The organism is Streptomyces sp. NPDC059201, from assembly GCF_042754585.1.
In the GTDB taxonomy this organism is placed as follows: Bacteria; Actinomycetota; Actinomycetes; order Streptomycetales; family Streptomycetaceae; genus Streptomyces.
In genome coordinates this window covers 268,833-289,390 of the sequence record NZ_JBHZBB010000003.1, presented here as the reverse complement: position 1 = coordinate 289,390, position 20,558 = coordinate 268,833, and the positions used below count along the sequence as shown (strand labels likewise).

18 protein-coding genes are annotated in these 20,558 nt (G+C 72.8%); 13 read left to right on the top strand and 5 right to left on the bottom strand.

Translation table 11 applies throughout. The annotated features are described in order from the left end of the window. Positions 1-2: 2 nt before the first annotated feature. Positions 3-398, top strand: a complete 396-nt coding sequence (locus tag ACFXMG_RS11755) for an excalibur calcium-binding domain-containing protein (RefSeq protein WP_383818842.1) — start codon at positions 3-5, stop codon at positions 396-398. A gap of 71 nt (positions 399-469) precedes the next feature. Here the strand turns inward: ACFXMG_RS11755 and ACFXMG_RS11750 are convergent, their stop codons facing one another. Together ACFXMG_RS11750 and ACFXMG_RS11745 are read right to left on the bottom strand one after the other, a co-directional pair. Continuing rightward, positions 470-1,153 (bottom strand): M24 family metallopeptidase, encoded by a 684-nt coding sequence (locus ACFXMG_RS11750; RefSeq protein ID WP_383818843.1) that lies wholly within the window; start codon positions 1,151-1,153, stop codon positions 470-472. Between the two features lie 354 nt (positions 1,154-1,507). Next, positions 1,508-2,707: a hypothetical protein gene (locus tag ACFXMG_RS11745; protein ID WP_383818845.1), complete on the bottom strand. Its 1,200-nt coding sequence runs from the start codon at positions 2,705-2,707 to the stop codon at positions 1,508-1,510. Positions 2,708-2,802: 95 nt separating this feature from the next. Between ACFXMG_RS11745 and ACFXMG_RS11740 the strand changes: the two genes are divergently transcribed. The 11 genes from ACFXMG_RS11740 (at position 2,803) to ACFXMG_RS11690 (ending at position 15,832) form a co-directional block, all read left to right on the top strand. Beyond that, on the top strand, positions 2,803-3,783 hold the full coding sequence (locus ACFXMG_RS11740) for an ABC transporter substrate-binding protein (protein WP_383818888.1): 981 nt from the start codon (positions 2,803-2,805) through the stop codon (positions 3,781-3,783). A gap of 101 nt (positions 3,784-3,884) precedes the next feature. After that, positions 3,885-4,958, top strand: coding sequence for a FecCD family ABC transporter permease (locus ACFXMG_RS11735; protein WP_383818846.1), 1,074 nt, complete (start codon positions 3,885-3,887; stop codon positions 4,956-4,958). Continuing rightward, positions 4,955-5,998, top strand: coding sequence for a FecCD family ABC transporter permease (locus tag ACFXMG_RS11730; protein ID WP_383818848.1), 1,044 nt, complete (start codon positions 4,955-4,957; stop codon positions 5,996-5,998). The genes ACFXMG_RS11735 and ACFXMG_RS11730 overlap by 4 nt, the downstream gene beginning before the upstream one ends. Before the next feature lie 20 nt (positions 5,999-6,018). Beyond that, positions 6,019-6,828 (top strand): ABC transporter ATP-binding protein, encoded by an 810-nt coding sequence (locus ACFXMG_RS11725; RefSeq protein ID WP_383818850.1) that lies wholly within the window; start codon positions 6,019-6,021, stop codon positions 6,826-6,828. Between the two features lie 74 nt (positions 6,829-6,902). Further along, positions 6,903-7,016: a streptamidine family RiPP gene (gene amiA / locus ACFXMG_RS11720; RefSeq protein WP_356696513.1), complete on the top strand. Its 114-nt coding sequence runs from the start codon at positions 6,903-6,905 to the stop codon at positions 7,014-7,016. Positions 7,017-7,110: 94 nt separating this feature from the next. Continuing rightward, positions 7,111-8,085 carry a hypothetical protein gene (locus tag ACFXMG_RS11715; RefSeq protein WP_383818852.1) on the top strand — a complete coding sequence of 325 codons (975 nt, stop codon included), beginning with the start codon at positions 7,111-7,113 and terminating at the stop codon, positions 8,083-8,085. Further along, a complete protein-coding gene (locus ACFXMG_RS11710) occupies positions 8,082-9,635 on the top strand; it encodes a CocE/NonD family hydrolase (RefSeq protein WP_383818854.1) in 1,554 nt (517 codons plus the stop codon). The genes ACFXMG_RS11715 and ACFXMG_RS11710 overlap by 4 nt, the downstream gene beginning before the upstream one ends. Continuing rightward, entirely contained in the window at positions 9,632-11,011 is a 1,380-nt protein-coding gene (locus ACFXMG_RS11705) for a YcaO-like family protein (RefSeq protein WP_383818856.1), read from the top strand. The genes ACFXMG_RS11710 and ACFXMG_RS11705 overlap by 4 nt, the downstream gene beginning before the upstream one ends. An 11-nt stretch (positions 11,012-11,022) precedes the next feature. Then, positions 11,023-12,294 (top strand): nitroreductase family protein, encoded by a 1,272-nt coding sequence (locus ACFXMG_RS11700; RefSeq protein ID WP_383818857.1) that lies wholly within the window; start codon positions 11,023-11,025, stop codon positions 12,292-12,294. Further along, positions 12,291-14,030: an ABC transporter ATP-binding protein/permease gene (locus tag ACFXMG_RS11695; protein ID WP_383818859.1), complete on the top strand. Its 1,740-nt coding sequence runs from the start codon at positions 12,291-12,293 to the stop codon at positions 14,028-14,030. Before ACFXMG_RS11700 ends, ACFXMG_RS11695 begins: the two co-directional genes overlap by 4 nt. Positions 14,031-14,098: 68 nt before the next feature. Continuing rightward, entirely contained in the window at positions 14,099-15,832 is a 1,734-nt protein-coding gene (locus ACFXMG_RS11690) for an ABC transporter ATP-binding protein (protein ID WP_383818890.1), read from the top strand. Between the two features lie 56 nt (positions 15,833-15,888). Here the strand turns inward: ACFXMG_RS11690 and ACFXMG_RS11685 are convergent, their stop codons facing one another. Beyond that, entirely contained in the window at positions 15,889-16,749 is an 861-nt protein-coding gene (locus ACFXMG_RS11685) for a DUF4344 domain-containing metallopeptidase (protein WP_383818860.1), read from the bottom strand. A gap of 584 nt (positions 16,750-17,333) precedes the next feature. Next, entirely contained in the window at positions 17,334-18,215 is an 882-nt protein-coding gene (locus ACFXMG_RS11680; protein WP_383818861.1) for a hypothetical protein, read from the bottom strand. A gap of 334 nt (positions 18,216-18,549) precedes the next feature. Here ACFXMG_RS11680 and ACFXMG_RS11675 point away from each other — a divergent pair, with 334 nt between their 5' ends. After that, positions 18,550-19,128: a fasciclin domain-containing protein gene (locus ACFXMG_RS11675; protein WP_383818863.1), complete on the top strand. Its 579-nt coding sequence runs from the start codon at positions 18,550-18,552 to the stop codon at positions 19,126-19,128. A 111-nt stretch (positions 19,129-19,239) separates the two neighbouring features. Here ACFXMG_RS11675 and ACFXMG_RS11670 read toward each other — a convergent pair whose 3' ends face one another. Then, positions 19,240-20,532, bottom strand: a complete 1,293-nt coding sequence (locus tag ACFXMG_RS11670) for an NAD(P)/FAD-dependent oxidoreductase (RefSeq protein WP_383818864.1) — start codon at positions 20,530-20,532, stop codon at positions 19,240-19,242. Positions 20,533-20,558: the final 26 nt, after the last annotated feature.

The window sequence follows — 20,558 nt, the reverse complement described above, 5'->3', positions numbered from 1 at the left end:
CCATGCGAGACCAGATACGCGACATCCACGAGGGCGGCCGGCCTCACCGGCGACGACGACGGGGCAGTCGTACCTCCATCGCGGCGCTCGGCGTGATCGCGGCGATCACACTGACGGCGTGCGCCGGCAACGAACGAGCCCCGGAGCACACGTTCGACGTAGCCCCCTACATACACAAGGGCCACGTGGTCGACTGCGACACCTTCAAGAGCCAGGCCGACGCGCAAGCGGTCCTGCGAGCGGACACCCTCGACCCCAACGAACTCGACCGCGACGGAGACGGCATAGCCTGCCCGACCCTCCCCGCACCGACGGACAAGACCCCGGTCCACCGCGACTTCAGAACCGACCTGGACGGCGCCCCGATCAGCGACCCGATCAAGCCACCGCCGAAGTAGCAGCGGCGGAAGCGGGAGGGTGCCCGACAGGGGCACCCTCCCGACGCGCCTGGCCGGGCGCACATGTGACCTCAGGCGAGGTCGAGGAGTTCCGTGTGCACGGCGGCGTAACCGCTGTATTCATCGACGAGGTGGATCTGAAGGATCCAGTGGGCCCGCCACCCCTCCTCCAGCGTGCGGCGCAGGGGGCGGTCGTTGTCCGGGCCGATGAAGTCCTCCGGCCGCGTCGCCTCCGCATACGTGGCGGGTGCGGTGCCGGTCAGCCGACCGCAATGCCAGGCGCCCAGACTCCGGTCGGCCTCGGCCGCCATGTCGCGGACCTTCGCGTAGAGCTCGCGACCGGTGAGGGAACCGTCGGCCCGAAAGGCATCCTGGGCGCCGGCGGCCACGAAGGCCAGGTCCTTCACGAGGCGCTGCCGCCCGAGACAGTCACCGAGGGCCACGGTCCGGGCGAAACCCGTCTCATACGGCGCCAGCAGCGCCCCGAAGTCCAGCACGACCAGGTCCTGCGCGCCGATGACCCGTTCGGGACATCGCCCGCCCACCACGGTGTTGGGCCCCGAGCGCACGAACCTGCGGCCGGCCAGGCCCGCCCGCACGCCGAACACCTCACGGGCGATCAGGGCGATCCGGTTGTCGACCTCTTCCTCGCTGCGGCCGGGCTTGATCACCTGCGTGGCGATCACCTGCGTGAACAGGCGCCGCGCCATGCGCTGGCCTTCCAGCAGGTGCAGGGCCCGCAGCCCCATGTCCATCCGATCCAACGTAGCCATCGTGTGCGTCCCCGCTGTCAGCCCATGCCCGTGCCGCTAACCGCCGGGCCCCGTCGGCGCCCGGGCGACCACCCGAACCGGCCGTGGCACGCCGGAGCGGGCCCGTAGCGCGAGTGGTGCTGCGACCGGCCCGAAGGGACCAGCCCTGAGCACGCAGCCGAACCTAACAGCGCCCACCTACGCGACATCACCGGTTGATCATCCAGCGCTGCGCCGACAGCAGCCGCCGACCCTGGTCGGTCGTACGAGGCCGTGGGCTCAGCCCTTGGGGTGGATGAGGCCGCCGGGCAGGAATGTGGCCGGTTCGCAGGCGCCGGCCGCGTCCCCTGGTGTCCGTCAGCGGCCCACGGGGTCGCCGGCCGCTCCGTCGTTGCGGCTGAGGAGTGTCGTGTGGCCGCCGTGATGGAGGGGGGTGCTCATCTGTAGGCGGGTTGCCTCGTGGCCTGTTGTCGCGTCGATCAGGTGTATTTCGCCGTGGCCGCCGCGGGTGACGGCCACCCAGTCGGCGCCGGGTGAGGCGGCTAGCGCTCGGCGTTGGACGCCCTCCCAGGGGGTGTCGCCGCGACGTGGCGCGCCGTCCATCGCCGGGAGGGGGACGCGGCGGAGGGTGTCGTCGGCGGACAGGAGGATCAGTTCGTCGCCGTCGGGGTGGATGCGGGTGAAGGCGGTGTGGTTTCGGGCCAGGGCCAGGCGGAAGACCAGGCCGGGGCCGAGCTCGGTGAGGTGCGTGCGGCCCGTCTCCAGGTCGCGGTGCCATGCCTGGTTTGTCCAGTCCGGCCACCGTAGGGGGTCCCTGGGGCCGCCGCGCAGGGTGCTCCACAGTGCACGTCTGCGGGTGTCGAGGCGGAGATACCAGCCTCGGGCGGGGGATTGCCAGGGGATCAGCGTCTCGGCCACGAGCGTGTCGCCCTTCCTCCGGGCTGCGTGCACTCCCGCGCTCGTGGCCGCGAACACCTGGCCCGAGACGGGGTCGTGTGCGTCGCCGTGTCCGTCGTCCGGCAGGGGCAGGAGCGCGTCGGGCGTGACCGTGGGGCAGCCGGGCGGGGCCGCGAGGAGATCCGCGAAGCGGTGGACCGCCAGGGCGCCCGGCTCCCGGTACCGGAGGATGACGAGCGGGTCGCCGCCGCCCAGGACCGTCACGCCTGGTTCGCCGACGCGTGTGCGTACCCGAGCTGTCTCCCCGGTGGCCAGGTCGACGACCGTCAGGAGGTCCGACCATGGCTCCGCGTTCTCGCCCAGGCCGGTCGTGACGGCCAGCAGGCGGCCCGACGGATCGCAGGCCAGGTGCTCGGCCGGTACGGCGACCGGGACCGCGAGTTCCACGAGCTCGTCACCGAACGGGTCGAGCACCAGTAGCTCCCCCCGACGGTCGTCGACGCAGGCCACCCGCCCTCGCGGCAGCGCCAAGAACCCGGCGTGCTCGGAGAGATGGCGCCCGGCCAGGCGTCCTGTGACGGTGCCGTCCGGAAGCGTCAGCGCGTACACCGTGCCGGCCATGTGGTCGGAGACGAGCAGGACGGAAGCGGTGATGGTCATGGGTCCTCCGGGCGGCTAGGGGGGCTGTTTGGTGAAAACGATTATCATGTATGTTCGGTGCGTTCCAGATCCCTGAAGAAGAAGCGAGGGCGTCGATGCTGCGCGCACCGTCCAGATTTGTCCGTAATTGGGTCACCGTGGGTGTGGTGGGTTCCGTCCTGGTCGGCTGCGGCTCGACCCCTGGCGAGCCCGCTAGCGACAAGGCCGTGCGGCCCGGCGCGAAGACCGAGGTCACCGTCGAACCCATCAAGGCGGCCACCGAGTTGACCGATGTGAACGGCTCCAAGGTCTCCCTGGAGAAGCAACCGCAGCGGATCGTCTGCCTGTTCGCGCTCTGCGACGACATCCTGACCGAACTCGGCATCGTCCCGACGGCCACCAACAGCGCGCTGCTCGCCCACCCCGGATTCCTCGGGGAGGACAAGGCGAAGAAGGTCGACGTCATCCCCGGCGGATTCATCGCCCCCGAGGTGGAGGCGATCCTCTCCCACAAGCCGGACCTCGTGATCGGCCTGGGGGACACCCACGGGAAGCTCGCCCCCGCGCTGAAGGGCGCCACCACGTTCTGGGCCATGCAGCCCGAGACGTGGGAGGACGGCGTGGGTTACCTGCGCGACGCCGCCGCCCTCACCGGCCGTACCGCCCAGGGGGAGAAGGCCGAGAGGGCCTTCCGGACCAAGCTCGCCCAGGCGGAGAAGGCTCCGAGCGACAAGGCGGCCCTCATCATCTACGGCAGCGACGAGAACTTCGGCGTCGCGACGCCGGACGGTGACGTGACCGCCGGCCTGTTCCCCAAGCTCGCCGAATACCCGTGGAAATCCCGTGGTGTGGAAGGCAGTTACAGCCTCGAAGAGATCCTCGCCCGGGACGTCGACGTCCTGTTCGTCGAGACGATGAGCTTCGGCGGCGCGGACGGCAAGCTGTCGGAGAAGCTGGCGAAGAACCCCCTCTGGAGCAAGATCCCGGCCGTGAAGAACGGCGACGTCCACGAGGTGAACTCCGAGGTGTGGGCCAAGGGGCGCGGTACCCGCTCGATGGGCATCGTCCTCGACGAGGCCACGGCCGCGCTGCGGTGAGGGCGCCCTCCTCGGGGCCTTCGGTGGTCGAAGGCCCGGCGGGACTGGCCGGAACTCCTCGGCGGTCCTCACCGCGTGCACGGAGGTGGCAGCCCCTCCTGGTGATCGGGGTGCTGATCGCCGCCTCCGTCTGCGCGCTCTGCCTCGGTACCCCCTCCGTGCCACCGCATCGCATCCTCGGCGCGGTGCTGGAAGGGGACACCACGCTCGCCGGGATCGTCGTCACCGAACTCCGCATCCCAAGACTGGTGTTGGCGCTGATCGCCGGAGCCTGCCTGGGCGCGGCGGGGCTCGTGCTCCAGGAGGCGCTCCGCAACCCCCTCGCGGTGCCGGAAATGCTGGGCGTCTCCTCCGGGGCGGCGCTGGGCGTGGCCGCGCCGCTGGTGCTGGCGCTCTCGCTGCCCGCGGCGGTCGAGCCCCTGCTCGCGCTCGGCGGGGCCGCGCTCGGCGGTGGGCTGACCCTGCTGGCCGCCGGGCTCGGGCGCAGCCCGTCCGCGGTGCTGCTGACCGGCGCCGCGGTCGCGGCCGCGTTGCAGGCCGCGCTGCTCGTCCTGATGGTCATGGCGGACCAGCTCGACCTCCAGCTCATCTACCGCTACCTGCTCGGGTCCCTCTCCGCCCGCACCTGGGACGACGTCGCGGGACTGTGGCCGTGGCTGCTCGTCGCGGCCCCCGCGCTCGTGCTCTGCGCTCCGGTGCTGTCGGTGATGCGGCTGGGCGACGAGGACGCCGAGGCGCTGGGTGTACGCGCCCAGCGGGCCCGGCTGGCCGCGCTGGCCATCGCCGTCGTGCTGATCGCGCCCGTCACGGCCGTGTGCGGGCCCGTCGCCTGGGTGGGGTTCCTCGCCCCGCACCTCGCCCGCTGGTTCAACCCCGCGTCGGGAGCGGTGCGTTGGCTCCCGTGGTCCGCCGCGTGGGGTGCGGTCGTCGTGACCGTCGCGGATGTCCCCGCCCGGCTGGCGCTGGCACCCGTGGAGACCCCGGCCGGTGCCTGGACCGCGCTGCTCGGAGTCCCGGCCGGCGTCGCCCTGATGCGATCGGGCCGCCGCCGCGCTCGTACCGGAGGGCGTAACCCGGCCGGTTCCGCACAAGGGGCGGTGCCGCACGGCGGGCCGGGGACCGGCGGAGCCTCCCCGCGCCAAGGAGAGAAGACCGGAACGGAGGACGCGCAGTGAGCCGTCGATTCGTGGCCCTCGGGGCCGTCGGGGCCCTCAGACCCCTCGGGGTCCTCGCGGGGCTCGCCGTCGTGTGCGCCGGGGTGGAGTTGCTGGCCGGGCGCGGCATGTCCCCGGGCGCGGTCTGGGACGTACTGGGTGGCGGCGGGGACGTGACGGAGCGGCACATTCTCCTGCAACTGCGGCTGCCCAGAACGCTGGTGGCCCTGGGGGCGGGCGCGTCCCTCGCCGTGGCCGGGCTGGTCCTCCAGTCCGCGCTGCGCAACCCCCTCGCCGGTCCCGAAGTGACGGGTGTGACACCAGGGGCGGTCCTTGGTGCCGTCACCGCCACGGCCCTGGGCCTCGCGGGGTGGGACTCACCGCTGGCCGTGGTGCTCGCCGCCTGCGCGGGCGGATGCGCCGGAGCGCTGCTGCTCTGGCTGCTCGCCGGTCGCGCGGGTGGCGACCCCGCCCGGATCGCCATGCACGGAGTGCTGGTGTCGGCGGTGCTCGGCGGGCTCACGGCCATGGTGCTGCTCGTGAAGCCGGGGGAACTCGGCAGCGTCGTGCAGTGGTTGGTGGGCACCACGGAGGGGCGGGTGTGGGAGCACTGGCATCTGCTGTGGCCATGGGCGCTGGTCTGGGGGGTCGCTGCCTGGCTGCTGGCCGGGCCGCTCACCCTCTTGCGCTGCGGCGACGACATCGCGCTGGCCGCCGGCCTCTCCGCCCGGCGCGCCCGAACCCTCGCCCTGCTATGCGCGGTGGCGCTGACGGCGGGTGCCGTGGCCGCTGTGGGTGCGCTGGGCTTCGTGGGACTGCTCGTCCCGCATCTCGCCGTCGCCGTGTTCGGCGCGGACCTGCGGGCGAGCCTTCCCGGCGCCGCGCTGATGGGCGCGGTCGTCGTGTGCGGGGCGGACGCCGCGGCGCAGCTGGGCTCGCGGCTCCTTGCCGAGGCGCTGGACGCCGGACGGCTCACGCTTCCGGTCGGAGCGCTCACCGCCTGCCTGGGCGCGGCCCTGCTGCTGGTCGTGGTGCGCCGCGCGCCGAGCCATACGTTCTGAGAGCCGACGGAGGACTGAGCATGACCACGAGCGAGTGCATGGGGATCCACGTCGAGGGGGTCCACTTCGGCTATCCCACACGGCCCGTGCTGCGGGGCGTCGACCTGACCATCCGGCCGGGCGAACTGACAGCCCTCATCGGCCTCAACGGCTGCGGCAAGTCGACCCTGCTGCGCCTGTCCGCCGGGCTGCTCCGGCCGGACCGTGGGCGGGTACTGCTCGGCGGGGACGACCTCGCCGGGCTCACCCGGCGCGCCACGGCGGCCAGAGTGGCCCTGCTCCATCAATCGGCTCCGACCGTACCGGGAATGACGGTTCGTCACTTGGTGCGGCAGGGGCGTTACGCGGCCCGCGGCCCGCTGGGCATGCTGCGCGAAGGTGACGATGCCGTCGTGCACCGGGCCTTGCGCGACGTCGGGGTGGAGGAGTGGGCCGACCGTGACGTCGACGCGCTGTCCGGAGGCGAGCGGCAGCGGGTGAGGCTCGCGATGGCCCTCGCCCAGGACACCCGCGTCCTGCTGCTCGACGAGCCGACGACGTATCTGGACCTGCATCACCAGCTCGACGTGCTGCGGACGGTGGTCCGCCTGCGGGAGGAGCGCGGGCTCACGGTGGTCATGGTGCTGCACGACCTGGCCCACGCCGCCCGGTTTGCCGAACGCGTCGTCGCGCTGCGCGAAGGCCGCGTGGTGGCCGACGGGGCGCCGAAGGAGGTCGTCACGCCGGCGCTGCTCGCCGACGTGCTGAAGGTGGCTGGCCGGGTCGGCATCGACCCTGAGGGCGGCTGGCCGGTGTGTTACCCAGATCACCCTCTCCCCTCTAGAAAATGAAAATCAGTGCCATTAGTGTTCGATTCGCGGCGCTCGACCGAACGCCGCATCTCCCTTACGAACTAGGAGAGTTCATGGACAACGAGCAGATCTTCGCCCCCATCGCCGACCCGGGTCAGCTGGCCCACGCCTCGGCCAGCCACTCCAACGCGCTCGTCGAGAACCCCTTCGAGGACACCGAGGAGTAAGGGAGGGGCCTTACCCCCTCTCTCGACCGTGGGCCCGCCCGTTGCCTTTCGGGCGGGCCCACGCCCATCCCAGCCCCCTTCGTCAGGAGATCCTGTGTCCCGCAGTCGGCTCGTACCGGGTGTCGAAGTCGTCACCGTGCCTGGGCGGGGTCTCGCCGTCCGCACCGCCGAAGGAGAGTTCCTCAGCGTCAGGAAGACAGGAGACGCGAAGGGTGGCGACCTGCTGTCCGTGCTTTCCGGGCTCTCCGGGCTCTCCGTGCTTTCCGGTGCGGACCGGGCCCCGCTGGACGAGGAACTGCACCGTGTCGTCCGGGCCTTCGAGGAGGCGGGATACCTGGCGGACGAGCCTCAGCTTCCGCAGTGGCCCGCCGACCGCCGCGACATCCGGCTCCTCGGCGACCCGGCCGTGATCCGACCGCTGGCGGCGCACCTGGCCGCCCTGGGCGCCGAGCCCCGGACCGCACCGGCCGTCACCGACGCGGACACGTCGCCGGTGGAGATCGAGAACCTGCTCGCCGGAGCCCCCGCCGCCGTCGTGTGGTGCCTCGACGGCCCTGTACCCGACGGGCTGTGGGAGGCCGCTGACCGGCTGCCCGAGCACGGGGTCGCGTGGCTTCGCTGCCACCGCGAGGGGTGGCAGGCGTACGTCGAACCCCTCGCCGCCGGGCCGGGCGATGTCACCGCGGCCCACGTACGGGCCCGCCGGCTGGCCGCGACCCCCGCCCACCGGGAACTGGCCGCCTACTGGAGCGGGCCCCGCACGACGGGCACACCGGTCCGACTCACCGTTCCGGCCGCCGCGCTGCTCGCGGCACTGCTGGCCGACGACCTCGGCCGGTGGGCCACCGGGACCCCCGACGCGGCGGGGTTCCCCGCACGGCGCCGACTCCGGCAGGTGGACCTGCGCACGCTGACCGTCACCGACCACCCCGTCCTGCCGGTGCCCGTCGTCGCGACGATGCCGGTCGCACCGACATCGGTCGCAGCGAGGCCGGTCGCACCGATGCCGGTGGATGCGCTGCCGATGGCTGCGATGCCGGTCGTGCCGACACCGAAGAAGGACGGATGACGTCCCTCCGTACGGCGCGTGTCGGAGGTCTCGCCACGGACGTGTGCCTTCCCGGCGGCGCCGGCTCCTTCCCCGCCGTCCTCATCCGCACCCCCTACGACCGTTCCCGGCACCTGGCCGAGGCGCGCGGCTGGGCCCGTCGCGGTTTCGCCGCCGTCGTCCAGGACGTCCGCGGCCGCTTCGCCTCGCCGGGGGAGTGGCGCCCTTACGAGAACGAGGCTGCCGACGGGGCGGCGACGGCCCGATGGCTCAGGCGGCAGCCGTGGAGCGACGGCCGGTACGTCGCCGTCGGCGCCTCCTACGCCGCCCACTGCGCGCTCGCACTCTCCCTCGATGTGTCCGGGGAGGCTCGCCCCGACGCCGTCATCGCCGCCGTACCCGCACTCGGCGCCGCCGAGACCGCGCGCGAACCCTCCGGCGTGGAACGGCTGTTGGCCCGCGCCGGATGGTGGGCCGCCCACGGCGACCGGTGCGACTCCGACGAGGGTGCGCTGGAGCAGGCCCTCGCCGCGGACCCCGGCCTGCTCACCCACCTGCCCCTCGCCACCCTCCCCGAGCGGCTGGGGCGAAGCCTGCCCTCCTGGGCGGGACTGTGGCGACACCGTGAACGCGGCCGACTCGCGTTCCGGGCGGCGCACGCCGACGTACCCCTGCTCGTGGTCGGCGGCCACCACGACCACTTCACCGAGGACACCGTCGCGCTGTGGCGGACCTGGGGCGGACCGTCGGCGCACCTGCTGCTCGGTCCTTGGGGCCACGGCCTCGTCTCCGCGCCCGGACCCGACGCGGGCCCCGCCCACCGGGTCGTCCTGGGCGAGTTGTACGCGGAGTGGGCACGCCGCGCCCTGACCGGCGGGCTCGCCCCCGGCCGCCACGGCGCGCTGGCGCTGGGCGGCGGCGACCTGTGGATGCCCCCGGGGACCGAAGGTGAACCCCGTACGCAGCCGCTGCGGCTCCTGCACGGGTCCCGCTTCACCGCCGACCCCGACAGCCCCGTCCGCTCCGACGACCTCACCGTGCCCACCGGGGGAGTCCCCGACCGTTGCCTGCTGGTCTCCCCGCCGCTCCCGCGACCGCTAGACGCCGTCGGGCCCGTACGGCTACGGCTACGAGCCACCGCCGACACCCCGTCCGCCGACTGGGCCGCCCGCCTCGTCGCCCTCACCCCGGACGGGACCGCCGAACGCCTCGCCGTCGGCGTCCTGCGGCGCGAGGAACCGGCAGACCGGCAAGCGGAGTTCACCGCCGAACGCCGCCTTGCCGTCGGTGCCCCGCCACGCAAGGAACCCGCAAACCGGCACCCGGAGTTCACCGTCGAACTCGGCCGGCTCGCGCGGCGGCTGCGCGCCGGCACGCGGCTGCGGCTCGAGATCGCCGGACACCATTTCCCGGCGCATGCCCGTAACCCCCACACCGGGGACGACCCCATCACGGTCGACCGGCTGCTCGCCTCCCGGCGAGAGGTCGACCCGGCGAGCGTGACGCTGACCCTGCACGTCCTCCCCACCCGCCCCACCTCCACCGACCCCGCCAAGGAGATCCTGCGATGACGACGCTGCCGCTGGAAGCACTCGTCGACCCCGTCTGCGGCATCGTCCGCGAGGTCAAGCCCGTCGAACACCCCCCGGGCGCCCCACCCCGCTACACCGCGTACACCGCCGAGATATCCGACGCCCGCAGACTCGGCCTGTGGCCCGCCGACCGGGTCTCCCTCGGCACCACCTTCGGCGACCCCGAGCAAGCCCGGATCGCCGCCATAGCCGAGGGCATAGAACGGTACTGCGGCAACCGCGTGCCCCCGCCCGGCCACCGCGACGCCCCCCTGCGCGCCACCGCCGCCGAACTCACGGAGAAGGGTCTGCGACTGTACGGCCCCGATGCCCTGCCCGCGTACGCGCCCTGGCAGTACACCCGGGAGAAGTTCCCCTACCGCCCCCTCGCCGCCGACACCCCGTCCCTGTGGACGCGCGGCACCGAACGGCTGTCCGGAGGACGTACGACGGAGGTCTGGGCACCCGTCGCCCTCACTCACCTCAACTGGCGCCAGGGCGACCTGCGCGAGCTGCCCCGGACCCATCACCTCAACTACGCGGGCATCGCCACCGGTCAGGGCTTCGACGACGCCGTCGAACGCGGCCTGCTGGAGATCGTCGAACGCGACGCTTTGGAACTGTGGTGGCACCTCGACGGATCCACCCGCGGAATCGACCCGGCCAGCGTGCCCGGCCTCATGGACGACCTGGCCGGTTCCGCGCTCGACGTCCACATCGTCGAGATGCCGTCCGAGTTCGCCCCGTGCATGGCGGCGCTCGTCCACGACCCCCGACTCGGCCTGTACGCGGCCGGGTTCGCGTGCAAGTACGACCCCGCCGAGGCGGCCCGCAAGGCGGTGCTCGAAGCGGTCCACACCTGGGTCTTCACCCAGGGCCTGACCGACCCCGACGGCTGGGTCTTCCAGGCCGCCGAGGCCGGCCTGCTCGCCCGTGGCCTCTACCTGGAGCACCGCGCCGACGGCCGCTATCTCGACGCGTGCGGGCGGCAGTTCGAGCATGTACGGGACCTGGGCGCGCACGTACAGGTATGGCTCGACGAACGGATGACGGCAGAGGCGCGGCGATTCACCGAACCCGCCCACGGCACCGTATCCGTCGCCGCGGTCGAGCCCGGCAGCCGCGCCCGGCTGGAGAGCGCCTTGCACGCGGGCGGCCACCGTGTCATGACGTTCGACCTGACCACCGAGGACGTGGCCGAGACGTCCCTGCGGGTGGCCCGGGTCCTCGTCTCCGGCCTCCTCCCCAACGCCCCCGCCGCCTTCGGCTACTTCGGCTGCCCGCGCCTCGCCGAAGCAGCCGTCCGCCGAGGCTGGCGTACGACCGAGCCCGGCGCACCCGAGGACTTCACGCTCGCTCCTCCGCCGCACATGTGAGGAGGAGCGCTGTGGAACACCTCGATGAGGGCGGCCGCGCGATGGAAGGCGAACTCCTTTATGGGGAAACCTCGTTGGACGGGGAACGCCTCGATGCAGGCCACCCGCTGGACCTCGCCGCCGCGCTCGCCCGCGCCCGCTCCCCGCAGCTGCCCGGCCCCGACACACCCGCCGGGACGGCCGTCCCGGCGTGGCCGGGGCCGCCGCGCCCGATCCCGGGAGCCGGCCCGGCGGACCTCGACCTGGGTGCCCTGTTGCGCCTCTCCCTGGCAGCCTCGGACGGCTCCGGGCGGCTGAGGCCCGTGGCATCCGCGGGTGCGCTGCACCCGGTGGACACCGCACTCGTCGTCGGCGCCGGCTGTTCCCTGCCGCCCGGCCGCTACGGATACGACCCGCTGCGCCACCGCGTCCACCGCGTCCACCCCGTCCACCCCGTCCACCGCGTCCACCGAGTCCACTCCGTCCACCCAGCTCACCGCATCGGCCGGCAACCCGACCGCACGCCGCCGGGCGTGACCGCCGAACTGTCCGTCACCGCCCGGCGTACGGTCTCCCACTACGGTCACCGTGCCTGGCCTCTGCTGCTCCTCGACACCGGGCACGCCGCCGCCGCGCTGTTCCTCGCGGCGCGTGCGCTGGGTGCGGGGGAGCCCGACCTCGTGCTTGACGGCCGCGCCCGGAGCCCGCTCGCCGCCGTACACATCCTCCCGCTGTCCCACCGGCCCGACGGTGCACCGAGCCGCCCCCGGCCGTCGGCGACCGCGCCCACGGCGGCGGAGCTGCTGGCCCGTCGCAGTGCCCCGCCGCCGCTGTCGGGTACCCCGACGGCGGACGCGCTGCGGGCTGTCCTCGCCACCGCCGTACGGGCGGGCGCCGGCGCAGTGCGCTGGTGCGTCGCCGTCGGCCCGCCACGGCCCGGCCTGCTGGAGCTGGCCTCCGAAGGCACGACACTGCGACGGTACGCCGCGGGGGAGGCCCGCCCGACGCTCGCGGTCTGGGCGGCGCGGCAGGCGTGGATCGCGGACGCCGGAGCCGTCCTGCTCGCTCGCGGTTGCCCCACGGACGCCGACGAACAGCACATCCGCCGCACCCACCTGCGCGCCGGATTCGCCGTCCACCTCGCCCACCTCACCGCCCGGCGCCACGGGCTCGCCGCCCGGCCCGTCGGCTCGTGGCAGCAGGCGGACCTCGGCGCCGCACTCGGCGCCCCACCCGGCCAGGACTGGATCGTCCACGGACTGGCCCTCGGCACCCTCCACGCCGACGAGGAGACCACCACATGATCGTCCACCCCGAACTGCGCCGCGCCACCCGACCCGCACGGCACTCCCTGCTCCACGCCACTCTCCTGCAAGGTGCCGTCACCCTCACCCATCTCGCGCAGGCGGCCCTGCTGGCCCTCGTGCTCGCCGCCCTGGCCCGCGGCCACACCGGAGAACTCCCTTGGCTGCTCGGCGCGGTGCTCGCCGTCGTCGCCGCCCGCGCCGGACTCGGCACGTGGCAGCGGCGCACCGCCACCCGCGCCGGGGCCGAGGTCAGGGTCGCGCTACGGGACGAACTCCTCGCCCACCTAGGGAGGTTGGGGCCTGCACACCTGACGGCCGCCCGCGCCGGAGCCGTACGCACCACCCTCGTCGACGGCGTGGAGGGCGTCGATGCCTACGTCTCCCGCTACCTGCCGCAGCTCCTGATCACCTTGACCGTACCGCCCCTGGTCCTCGCCGCCCTGGCCGTGGTGGAACCGGCGGCGCTGCTCGGTCTCGTACCCGCCCTGCTCCTCGCCCTGTGCGGCCCGCGCGCCTGGGACAGCCTCCTCGCCGCTCGCGGAAAGGAGCACTGGGACACGTACGAAGAACTGGGCGCCGACTACCTGGAAGCCCTGCAAGGCATGCCCGCCCTGCGGGCCGCAGGCGCGGTCGGCCGCACCCGCGAACGCCTGGAGAAGCGCTCGGCGGCCCTGCACCGGGCGACGGTCGCCAAACTGCGCGTCTCCCTGGTCGACACCGGCATTACCGACCTCGCCATCCAGGGAGGCACCGCCGCCGCCGCGCTCCTCGCCGGCTGGTCGGCCGTCAGCGGATCCACGACGGCGACCGGCACCTACCTGGTGCTGCTCCTCGCCTCCGAGTGTTTCCGGCCGGTCCGCGACCTCGCTCGTGAGTGGCACGCGGGATACCTCGGCGTGTCGGCCGCGGACGGGATCGCGGTGCTGCGGACCGCAGAACCGGCGGTACGCGACACGGGAACGGCACGCGCGGACTGGCCCGCGCCCCCGGAACTCCGTTTCGAGAAGGTCCGGTTCGCCTACGACGGCGCCCCTGCGCCCGCCCTCCACAGCGTCTCCTTCACCGCCCCGGCAGGACGTACGACAGCGATCGTCGGCCCGTCCGGCGCCGGCAAGTCCACCCTCCTCGCCCTGCTCCTACGCCACCACGACCCGCACGAAGGCCGCATCACCCTCGACGGGCGGCCCACGGCCGCGTACGCCCTCGACGCCCTGCGGCAGGGCATCGCCGTGGTGTCGCAGGACACCTACCTCTTCCACGCCACCATCGCCGACAACCTGCGCATGGCCCGCCCGGACGCCACGGACGACGACCTGACGTTGGCGGCGCGCGGCGCGGGCGTCCACGAGGAGATAGCCGCCCTCCCCGACGGCTACGCCACCGTGCTCGGCGAACGCGGCGCCACCCTGTCCGGCGGGCAGCGGCAGCGGCTCGCGCTCGCCCGGGCCCTGTTGGCGGACGCCCCCGTGCTCGTCCTCGACGAGGCGACGAGCTCGGTCGACGAACGCCGCGAGGCGGACATCGTCCGCGAACTGCTGAACGCCGCCGGCGACCGCACCGTCCTGGTGATCGCCCACCGCCTCGCCGCCGTCCGGCACGCCGACCACATCGTCGTCCTCGACGCGGGACGGCTGGACGCCACCGGCGACCACGCCGGCCTGCTCGAAGCCGGAGGCGTCTACGCCCGACTCGTCGAGGCCGGCCGCACCGACCGAGGAGACCTCCCCGCATGAGCCACGCCCACACCCACGACACCGCTACGGTCGCAGCCACCGGCTCAGCCACGGCCACCGACACCGCCATGGCCGAGACGATTGTGCCCGAGCGGGGCGCCCTGCGCGCCCTGCTCCCCGCGCTCGCCGGGCACCGTGCCATGACGGCCCGCACGTGCGCTGCCGCACTCCTCGAACAAGGCTCCCTCGTCGCGCTGGTCACGCTCGCCGCCCACACCGTGGGCACCGCTGTCATCGAGACGAGGGCCCCTTCGCCCGGCACCGTCGCGGCACTCGTCGCCCTGGTCCTCGTACGGGCCCTGACGACCTGGCGCGAGATGGACCTCTCGCACGACCTGGCGTACCGGGTACTCGCCGCGCTGCGGGTACGCGTCTTCGACGGGCTCGCGCGCAGCGCGCCCGCCCGAGTCGCGGGCCGACGCAGCGGGGACCTCGCCGCCACCGCCATGGCCGACGTGGAGGCACTGGAGTTCTTCTACGCCCACACCACCGCCCAACTCCTGGCCGCGGGAACGGTCTTCACCGGCGGCGCGACGGCCCTCGCCCTCCTGGAACCGTGGCTTCTCGCGGCCGTGCTGCCGGTCGCGGCCGTGCTCACCGTGGCCCCCTTCGCCGACGCGCGCGGACGTGCGGTACGCGGCTCCCGCACCCGGGGGGCGCTCGCCACGCTGTCGGCCGACACGGTGGAGATCGTCGACGGACTGCGGGAGCTGCTTGCCTTCGGCACCGTCACCGGACGCCGAGCGCGGCTGGCGGAGCGCGGGCGACAGGTGGGTGACGCCCAGCGCGCGGAGGCGACGTGGGAGGCCCTCACCGCCGCCGTACGCGATCTCCTCATCGTGGCGGCAGTCCTGGGTGTCGTGGCAGCAGCGGCGGAGTCCGTAGCCTCAGGGCGGCTGCACGGCGCGTGGGCGCCGGCGGCGATGGCGCTGGCCCTGGCGATTCTCGGCCCCGTCGCGGAGTCCGCCCGATCCCTGAGCCAGGCCGTATCCCTGCGCGCCGCCGCGTCCCGGGTCGGTGCGGCCCTCAAGGCCCCCGCGCTCGCCCCGCCGCCGGCGGAGCCCCGTACGATTCCTCCCGGCCAGCTGGGAGTCCGGCTGCATCAGGTGCGCTTCGACTACGGCGGCAGCCCCGTCCTCGACGGCGTCGAGCTGACCGTCCGCGCGGGGCAGACGCTGGCACTGGTCGGCGCCTCGGGCGCCGGCAAGTCCACCTGCGCCCACCTCCTGGCCCGCTTCTGGGACCCGACCGAAGGCAAGATCCAACTGATACCCGCCGCCGGAGACCCCATCGACGTGAGGGAGGTGGGCGACCCCGAACTCCGCCGCGCCGTAGCGCTGGTGGGGCAGGAGACGCCCCTCTTCCACGGCACCCTCGCCGAGAACCTGCGGCTCGCCGCCCCCGAAGCCGACGACGACCTCCTCGCCGAGACGGCCCGCCTCTGCGGCATCGACCGGATCGCCCCGCTGGGCACCCTGGTCGGCGAGCGAGGCTCCACCCTCTCCGGAGGCCAGCGCGCCCGCATCGCCCTCGCCCGCGCCCTCCTGTCGCGCCCCAGAGTCCTGATCCTGGACGAGTCCACCGCCCACCTGGACAACGCCAGCGACGCCCAACTCGCCACCGCACTCCACCAGGAAGGCCGTACGACCATCGTCATCGCCCACCGCCGCGCCACCATCCGCCGCGCCGACCGAATCGCTGTCCTAGAAGCCGGCCGCATCGCCGAGCAGGGCACCTGGGAGGAGCTCACCAGCCGCCCCGACAGCGCCCTCAACCGCACCCTCGCCGACACCGCCTCCTGAGAGCGGGGCAGGCAATCCGAGCCGCCGGAAGGGCGGGTGTGGTAGGCGGCTGAAGCTCAGGTGGTGGGCGAGGAGCCGCTCTTGAGGTACGGGGCGAGCAGCGTGCTCCAGGAGTTCTGAATCTGCTGGTACTCGGCAGGGCAGCGGTCCGCTCGCGACTCGGGCAGGTAGCCGTTCGGGTTGGCCTCGGTGAGGACGACGCCCTGGTAGAGCGCCGGGTTCGAGCCGTAGAGCCAGCAGACGGCGTTGAAGAACCGCTGTGCGTTGAGAGAGTGCTCTCCGGCGACGTTCTCGCTGATCCGGCCCTCCTCGGAGGCCACGGCGAGCGCGCCCCACGCCTCGATGTCGCTCCAGGCGTACTCCTGGTGGACGGAGTCCTGGGAGAGCAGGAGCGTGGCGAGCTGATCGGCCGCGTCCTCCTCACGACCCGTGATGGGCAGCTCGTACACGCTGATCAGGGCGTGCGCGAGTTCGTGGAAGACCGTGCTGTTGGAGATGCCGATGATGTCGTTGTCGGTGGCCCGTTCCCGCTCAAGCGTCGTACCCGACGTGTTCAGGTCCGTGAAGACCGACCGGAAGAACGCCGCGTACTCGTAGCAGAAGTAGATGGCCTGGTCGTTGGGATCCCAGTACGCGTTGGGCTCCTCGCAGCTCACGCCGACCACAGGGATGTCGTGAGGGAGTCCGATGAGGGCGTTCGCGTGGGTGGCTGCGCTTTCCAGGACCTGGTTCTCCTGGAGGAATCGCTGCTCCGCCAGGCCCGCCTGCGTCTGGGCCTGCTGGTAGCTCACCACGAGCTGGCCGGGACCGGGCACGGCGGAAGACGCGGTGGGCGCCGACAGGGCGCCGACGAACAACAGGGCCACGACGGACAGAAGCGCCGCCGCCCACCTCCAGGAGGTCCGGTGGAACAGCATCGTCGTCTCCGTTCGACGTCACAGCAGGCAGCGAGACGCTTGGAGCGTTTCCGGACTCCAGCCCGTTCGCCGCCGCGTTCAGGCGCCGCGGCTGTTCCAGGGGCAGGGGCAGGGGCGAACCGGCCGTACAGGAAAAGCATAGGTCGCTGCGGTTCCGCCAGCAGCTTCTGGCCCCCCGGCTCGGGCCACAACCGCTTCTTCAACATCGCCCCGGAGGGAATCCCCGCGGCCGACGTCTCCATCTCCACCCAGCGCGTCAGCACCCGCTACAGCGCCGCGACCCTCACCGACCTCGTCGACCATGTCCGCAACAGCAACGCCACCGGCAACCTCGACAGGTGGGACAGTGTCTCCCTCGAAGCAGCCGATGCCACGGGCGACCGCAAGATCACCATGGGCATCGATACCGACGGGTCGAAGTCCAGGTCTCCGGCACCGACGCCACCTGGGTCCACGGACAAGCGGCACGCGTCGAGCTCCATTCTCCGTGCATGGCCCGCCTACCCGGCGCGGACCTGTGAGACCGCGAGGTCGTGGCACGGAGGCCGTACGGTCGGCCCGCGACCACCCTGGGCCCGCGAGTGTCAGCGGACGGGAGTCGCGGGGTGAGATCGGAGGTCGGCGGAGGACGGACCACCACCGCCCGAAGGAGCATCGCGACCGTCCACCTGCTCCATGCGGGCCAGAGCGTTCCGGAAGCTCTCGGGCGTGACGCGCATGCCGCTGGCGAACGGGTGGTTGAGCTGTAGTACGACCCAGATCCCGCCGGCGAAGAGCGCGGCGACCGTTCCCATTCCCAGCACGGCACGCCTGCCGGTGGGCCACCCCATCAGCAGGAAGTACAGGGGCACCGCGACGGCGGTTGAGACGAGGAAGGCCAGCAGGACGGGTGGGATGCCGTCGTCCGCCGCCGCGACCCTCGCCCGGCGATGGGTGTAGACCTCGTGCAGGGCTGTCCGCAGATCGGCCGCGTCCGCGGCCGTGCCGGACGTGCTCGACCGCGCTCGCTCCTGGAGGGCATCCAACTCGTTCCAGGCGCCCGCCGCCTCCTCACCCCGCGCGAGCGCGGGCCACTCCACGTCGATCACGGTGCTGGTATACGCCCGAACGCCCTCCTGAAGGCCGCGCCTCTCGGCCCCGGGATAGCCGCTGGCCGCCATGTAGGCATCACGCAGAGCACCGGATTCGGCCACAGCGCTCGCCCGGGCGTTTCCCAGACTCGAACTGGTGTTGACGATCAGGAACGCGATCATGAGCACGTAGAGCGAAGCGACAGCGCCCGAGGAAGCACCCACCACGGGACCGCCCTGAATGGACCAGCGCCGGTCGACATGGCGGGACCAGAGCCAGGCCACCGCCGCGCCGAGCGCGAAGGCTCCGAGTGCGACCAGCGCGCCGCGTACATACATCGAAGTCCCTGTCTCACGACGTTTCGGGTTCTGACGCCCACGTACGGTAACCGTCATGATGGCGGACATACGTGTCCGGCGCGCTGCCCGAACCCCTCGGGTTCCTCGAACAGCAGGCTGCCGTCCGGGGTTGCGCTCTGTAAGACGTATCGCCAGATACGTGTCCAGCTACCCTCGGTTACGACACGGGACGTGGCTCCCTCCGGATCCGCCGACCGCACGGCTCTACTCGGGTAGACCAGCGAGGGGTGGCTCGCGCGCGGCCGGTGCGCGAGAAGAAGAGTGTCGTCGATCCCATCCGCAAGCCTGCTCGGCTCCGAATGTCTGGGTGAGAGGTCAACCGATCCACGGCCGTGGGGCCTCGGCGTCCGGCCGGTGGGAGGAGCAGCTCATGAACACCACGCGCACTCGACGCCGCATCCCGGCCGCCTTGTCCGCCGCCGCCCTCGTGGTCTCGTTCGGGGCCCTCGCCCCGCAGGCGTTCGCCGACAACGGCGGCACTCCGTTCGGTCCGGGCTGTGCCTCGGTCCCGAAGGAGGGAGACGGTTCGTTCGACGGTATGGCCGCCGACCCGGTGGCGACCGCCGCCTCGAACAACCCCGCCCTGTCGACCCTGGTCACCGCCGTTGAGAAGGCGGGTCTGGTCGACACCCTGAACGAAGCGGAGGACATCACGGTCTTCGCCCCGACGAACGACGCCTTCGAGAAGATACCGAAGGCCGACCTGGACAAGGTCCTCGCCGACAAGGCGATGCTCACCAAGATCCTCACCTACCACGTGGTCGACGAACCGGTGGAGAAGGCGGACCTCGCCGACGGATCCTTCAAGACCCTCCAGGGCGGCACTCTGACCACCGCCGGGTCCGGGGACACGTACAAGGTGAACGACACCGCGTCCATCGTCTGCGGCGACGTGCAGACCTCCAACGCGACCGTGCACATCATCGACACCGTACTCATGCCGAAGTGAACGGACGCCGGGTCAGGGAGCCTGCTCGACGCCGGCTCCCTGGCCCGCCTTCGTCTTGCCCTCGCGAGGGGCAGTGTGTGGGGGCGTCTTCCTGCCCTCTCCGTGACACGTCTAGACGACTCCCGATCGCAGGTCGGTCAGGACCGTGCGGGCTGCCTGGGCTCCCGAGGCCAGGGCGCCTTGGAGGGAGCCGGTTGAGCGGTGGTCGCCGCAGACGTAGTGGCCGGGGGTCCAGCGGGTGGTTCGGGAGAGGGGGGTGGGGCCGGGCATGGCCGGCAGGGCGTCGGGGATCGTGATGCGGTGGATGGGTTCCCAGTCGTCGGTGTTCGTGTCGTACACGTTGGCTAGGGCCGCCAGGACTGCGTTCGTGTCCGCCGGGTTGGGGGAGCCGAGCACGGATGTGGACACCAGTGCCCGGCCGTCGGGGGAGAAGCCGGGCTGGACCGCGGTGAGGACACACGTGTTGAGGAACCTGCGGCGGGAGTCGACGACCAGGGTGGGCTCGGCCAGGGGAGGCCGGGCGGTGGCGTGGTACAGCGTGGTCACCGTTCGGCCGTCCGGGATGCGGAGTCCCGGAAGCAGCTGCGCGGCGACGGGCCCGCTCGTGGCGACGACGACCGTACGGGATCGCACTTCCCGTCCGTCCGTGAGGGTCACCCCTTCGGGTGTCACGGCGGAGACCTCCGTCCCCGTCCGCAGGACGTCCTGCGGCAGACGTGAGGCGAGCTGGGCGGGTACCGCGCCGATTCCCTCGGCCGGCAGGCAGAGGGTGCCGCGCAGCATGCTCCGCCACACGAGGTGGAAGAACCGGGCCGAGGTCTCCAGCCGGTCCTCCAGGAAGACCCCGGAGAGGAACGGCCGGAAGAAGGTCTCCACCAGGCGCGGTGACACGCCTGCGGACGCCAGGGCGTCGAGCGTGGTCCCGTCGGCGCCCCGCCGCAGCACGGACGCCGGCGCGAGGGCGTCCCGTGCCGACAGCGCGGTGAGGGCCAGCAGGTCGCGACCCGACGCGAGGCGTCCCGGCAGCAGATCCCGACTCTCCCTGGGGCGACGGCTCGGATCCGTGAACCGCCGCATCCCCCGCTCGGTATGGACGAGCACCCCCGGCGTGAAGGGCCGCAGCCTTAGCGCTTTCAGGTCCATGCGCCGTTTCACCTGCGGATACGAGGTGTTGAAGACCTGGAAGCCCCGGTCCAAGGTGAAGCCCGCGACGTGATCGGTACGCATGCGTCCGCCGACCGTGTCGCCCGCTTCCAGGAGCCGTACCCGCAGGCCCGTCTCGCACAGATCGCGGGCGCAGGCGAGTCCGGCGGCACCGGCTCCGACGACCACCACGTCGTACCGGGTGCGGTCCGTCGTGCCTCTCGTGTCCCTCGTTCCCCTCGTGTCCCTGGTGTTCTCCATGCGGTCCTCGTTCCGTGCGGGGTTCC

Bases quoted from the DNA above. Each gene is read 5' to 3' on its own strand.
- ACFXMG_RS11740 (WP_383818888.1), top strand. From the start codon at position 2,803: ATGCTGCGCGCACCGTCCAGATTTGTCCGTAATTGGGTCACCGTGGGT.
- ACFXMG_RS11685 (WP_383818860.1), bottom strand. From the start codon at position 16,749: ATGCTGTTCCACCGGACCTCCTGGAGGTGGGCGGCGGCGCTTCTGTCC.
- ACFXMG_RS11710 (WP_383818854.1), top strand. From the start codon at position 8,082: ATGACGTCCCTCCGTACGGCGCGTGTCGGAGGTCTCGCCACGGACGTG.
- ACFXMG_RS11680 (WP_383818861.1), bottom strand. From the start codon at position 18,215: ATGACGGTTACCGTACGTGGGCGTCAGAACCCGAAACGTCGTGAGACA.
- ACFXMG_RS11690 (WP_383818890.1), top strand. From the start codon at position 14,099: ATGGCCGAGACGATTGTGCCCGAGCGGGGCGCCCTGCGCGCCCTGCTC.
- ACFXMG_RS11705 (WP_383818856.1), top strand. From the start codon at position 9,632: ATGACGACGCTGCCGCTGGAAGCACTCGTCGACCCCGTCTGCGGCATC.
- amiA (WP_356696513.1), top strand. From the start codon at position 6,903: ATGGACAACGAGCAGATCTTCGCCCCCATCGCCGACCCGGGTCAGCTG.
- ACFXMG_RS11725 (WP_383818850.1), top strand. From the start codon at position 6,019: ATGACCACGAGCGAGTGCATGGGGATCCACGTCGAGGGGGTCCACTTC.
- ACFXMG_RS11675 (WP_383818863.1), top strand. From the start codon at position 18,550: ATGAACACCACGCGCACTCGACGCCGCATCCCGGCCGCCTTGTCCGCC.
- ACFXMG_RS11755 (WP_383818842.1), top strand. From the start codon at position 3: ATGCGAGACCAGATACGCGACATCCACGAGGGCGGCCGGCCTCACCGG.
- ACFXMG_RS11695 (WP_383818859.1), top strand. From the start codon at position 12,291: ATGATCGTCCACCCCGAACTGCGCCGCGCCACCCGACCCGCACGGCAC.
- ACFXMG_RS11670 (WP_383818864.1), bottom strand. From the start codon at position 20,532: ATGGAGAACACCAGGGACACGAGGGGAACGAGGGACACGAGAGGCACG.
- ACFXMG_RS11750 (WP_383818843.1), bottom strand. From the start codon at position 1,153: ATGGACATGGGGCTGCGGGCCCTGCACCTGCTGGAAGGCCAGCGCATG.
- ACFXMG_RS11745 (WP_383818845.1), bottom strand. From the start codon at position 2,707: ATGACCATCACCGCTTCCGTCCTGCTCGTCTCCGACCACATGGCCGGC.